The organism is Paracoccus rhizosphaerae (assembly GCF_026162645.1).
Taxonomy (GTDB): Bacteria; Pseudomonadota; Alphaproteobacteria; order Rhodobacterales; family Rhodobacteraceae; genus Paracoccus; species Paracoccus rhizosphaerae.
This window is the reverse complement of the sequence record NZ_JAOTBE010000126.1, coordinates 1-3,540: the sequence shown is the minus strand read 5'-3', so window position 1 is coordinate 3,540 and position 3,540 is coordinate 1. Positions and strand designations below refer to the sequence as shown.

General features: G+C 58.0%; 2 protein-coding genes and 3 pseudogenes. 1 reads left to right on the top strand and 4 read right to left on the bottom strand.

Annotation, left to right across the window (positions count from 1 at the left end):
- Positions 1–132: 132 nt before the first annotated feature.
- Positions 133–288, top strand: a pseudogene (locus OC184_RS19625) (IS256 family transposase); the annotation flags it as partial.
- Positions 289–395: 107 nt separating this feature from the next.
- On the opposite strand, the pseudogene OC184_RS19620 reads toward OC184_RS19625, so the two are convergent.
- The 4 genes and pseudogenes from OC184_RS19620 to OC184_RS19605 all read right to left on the bottom strand — a co-directional run.
- Positions 396–685, bottom strand: a pseudogene (locus tag OC184_RS19620) (transposase); the annotation flags it as partial.
- A 118-nt stretch (positions 686–803) separates the two neighbouring features.
- Positions 804–1,044: pseudogene (locus OC184_RS19615) on the bottom strand (IS110 family transposase); the annotation flags it as partial.
- A 264-nt stretch (positions 1,045–1,308) separates the two neighbouring features.
- Entirely contained in the window at positions 1,309–2,184 is an 876-nt protein-coding gene (locus OC184_RS19610) for a glycosyltransferase (RefSeq protein WP_265508859.1), read from the bottom strand.
- The gene (locus OC184_RS19605; RefSeq protein ID WP_265508857.1) at positions 2,181–3,179 is read right to left on the bottom strand and encodes a phosphoribosyltransferase; all 999 of its coding nucleotides are present in this window, start codon (positions 3,177–3,179) and stop codon (positions 2,181–2,183) included. The genes OC184_RS19610 and OC184_RS19605 overlap by 4 nt, the downstream gene beginning before the upstream one ends.
- Positions 3,180–3,540: the final 361 nt, after the last annotated feature.

Here is a 3,540-nt window from a genome sequence, read left to right as displayed (position 1 = left end):
TCAGCGCAATCCGCACTGCATCCTTGCGAAATTCATCCGTCCTGACTGTGCCCATGGTTCATCTCCTCTGCTGCACATTACGTGGTCAAAGGAGCGGCACCAAACCGCGACAGGTCCACCAGGCCCTCGCTCCCCAACGAAGCCTCGATCCGGAGACTGGTGGGGGCGTTCCTGATGGAGCAGACTGAGGAATGGACCGTCCAGCGCGGCCGTTACATGACGCTGGAAACGCTTGCGCCTGTCTGCGATGATGTCATGGTCAGCCTGCCTGCTGCGCAGCGAGACTGATCAGCTCGGCCCTCAACAGACCGCGAGGCCCATCGCCAGCTACACCATCAGCTGGGACAGCATCGTGAGGAGGATCAGAAAACAGTCCGGTGGACTGCTTTCCCGACGAACGTCCCGCCAGTGAAGTGCTGATAGTAGGGGCTCTCGACCCACCAGGCCACAACTGCCTCATCCGACAGCTTGAAGGCGTGCTGGAGATACATCAGCCCGGCGACGAGGCGCGGCGAGGTCGCAGGCCGACCCTGATGCGACGGGAAGAAGGCGGCCCATTCCCGTTCGAAAAACTCCCAATCGATCAGCACCGCAAGCTTCACCAGCTCGTGGCGCGTGTCAATCATGTCGACCAATCGTGGACGGAGCAGGTCATCCTGCTCAGGGCGCGGGGATGGGGCTTCATCGGCGACCGGAAATTGCAGGGTTTCTGGCCAGAGCATACCAAACCCCGCAATCCGAAGCGAGCAGAACCGCGGCTTCAGCACATCAGATCAAAACGGTAGGAGTTGTTCAGGCCGGACTACATAAGCAGGCGGGATCAGCCGCACATCGTGGCCCAGCCTGCCCATCTCGCGCCCCCAAAAAAAGCGCGCCGCCACAGGCTTCCATCGCCACGACGCAACAGGGCAGTTGGCTGAAAAACTCCAGCACTTGAGCACGCCGCAACTTCTTGCGCAGCACGGTCCGGCCTGCGCCGTCGGCTCCATGCACCTGGAATACATTCTTCGCCAGATCGAGCCCGACCGTGATAATCTCCGACATGACCGCTCCCCTTTGTGGATCGTTGCAGACCCACCTTGGCACACAGATGCCGTCGGGGGGCGGTCACATCATCAACGCCAGCGGGTTCTGAAAAAATGGCAACAAAATGCACTGTTGTAAAAAAGGTGATATCAAAATGGGCGTATACGAACCGCTCGGCGCTGGTTACCCTTCGCAGTAGTTCTCCTGCGAGATGCCTATGTTGGCCGAAAGAACCGCTCCCATTGATCCGTACACTGCAACGGCGCCAAATTTGCTTCAAAATTAGGAGCGGTACGAAGACTTTCCAGAACCCAGACGCAGCAGTTCGTAATAGGTAGTAAGTAATAGGGATAGCACGATCAATATCACGCCAGGCTTCGCCCAGGCTTCGATATCAGAGCGGATAATCCATTTCACGTGACTCAAAGATTCACGTGCGAACAAGACTGCGCCCTTCACGGCGCCCATTTCCGAAATGCCTCGCAGCCGCCAACGACCACCCACGACACGTCGGCGCTTACGTGCAAGTTCGGGAAGATTGGCGCGCGTCGGATGTCCTACGGTCATTCCGGGAGCATAGACGATTCGGTGGCCAGCCTTCACGAATCGCCCCGAACATTCTATGTCCCCGGAGGACAGGGCCGCATCATCGAAACCTCCCAAGGCGATCAGAGTGTCTCGACGGCACAGCCAGTTCGCGGTGACGCAACGGCCGGCCTCGGCATTATGTTTTTGGTCAAAGCCGTTGATCAGCTTCTCGTAGCGCGAACTGAAGAAGGTCGCTCCTGGCTCCGTGAACATCGTGATTTGCCCTGCCCAAATCCCCACATCCCGATTTTTGCCAATTTCTTTCATAGCCTCCTCAATCCACTCCGGAACGGGAATGCAGTCTCCATCCGTGAATAAGATATACTCGCATCGGGCCACAGCTACGCCGCGATTTCGTGCACGATACGACCCGGGTTGAGGCTCGGATAGCAATGTCACGAATGGGTAACGCCGCACGATATCGGCCGTGCCGTCGGTCGAGCCGTTGTCTACCACGATCACTTCGAATTGGTCGCGAGCCGCAGTCTGCAGGGAGATGGCGTCCAGTGTAGCAGCTATCCTGCTCTCACCGTTCCAGACTGGGATGACAACGCTGATGCAACCGGTCATTTCGTCGTTCCGGATTTAACGATATTCTTGAGACGAAGATAACCCGCCTCTCCTAGAACAGAGCGCGCTAGGGTCTTGATCTTGCTCCCGGCGGAGTTGGCCTGGCGCAGCCGGGATGGGAGGTTGCGCAACTCCTGCCGCAGCGCGGCCACGGAAAGAGCGTCCGGAGAGATCATCTGCTGGGTGTCGACACAGAATACCGGCTTACCAGAAACACGCGCGATCGTTTCGGCTTGGCCAAACTCACTTTCAATGAACAGGTGGGCGTCCGACTTTCGATAGACCTCTGCCTTGAAGCTGCCGTGTGCCTTGAGGCGCTGACGTTCAGCCTTGCTTGGCAAATCCAGCATGACCAGCTTGTCGTATTCGATTTCATGACGGGCAAGCCAAGCTTCGGTCGGTCCGCGGTACTTTTCCAGACGACTGGTGACAAGAGTGCCGATGCGCTGAGTCGGGGCATGCAGGCGAAAGGCTTCCGCAAGGAATTTTGCATAGGCGGGACCGTCATCATTTTCTTCACGTGTCGGATCGACGCACAGCACGCCGTCGATGTCCACGCAGCTTTTCTTCAGAATGACATGGTGCATCAGGTTCCACTGGAACACGCGCGGATCAGGTACGACCTCGAAGATGAAATCGGTCTCGACGTGCTTTGACTGGATTCCAAAGACTGCCCCCATCATGACCCTGCCACCCAGTCCGGCAGCCTCCAGCCGTTCGCGAGCAGCCCGCATTGCCTTGCCGCTGCGGATACTGTCATCGAGCACCAGGATCCGGCGCATATCGGGAAGACCCCGGTCGAGCGCGCTGCGTCGCTTCGACGAGGTGCCAGAGGAATAAATGCGCCCTTCCAGGAGGCTGTCCAAGTCCGTCATCGCAATGTTAGTAATAAGGCAGAAGAGGTTCGCGGCCAGCATTCCGCTGCGCGGGATCCCGACCACCAGATCGATGTCTGGCGGAAGACGGTGCAGATTCCGAACGATCGCATCGTTCATGTCGTTTATCGAGCGATAGTGCATCGGGTATCTCCAGCTTTTATCAACGAATTCGGCGGACAGCACCCACCAGGATATCGCCGAGTTCTTGCGGCGTTTTGCGCCCAGGCGCGGTCAGGCAAGCCAATGCGGCCCCCCCCCATAAGAAAACAGCGTGACAAGCACCAGCGCAAGTAGCGCCTCTTCGGGCAGACTGGGGTTGATGAGCAACAAGTAATGAGCGAAAGTTGGTGATGCCTCGGGGGGGGCGGCATATCATGGCGGTGATCAGAACGCCGTCAATTCTCAACCGAGAAAGGGATATGCCCATGCCAGAGACTACCATCACCCAGCTGCCCGATCCATCCGGATTCAGCGCCGA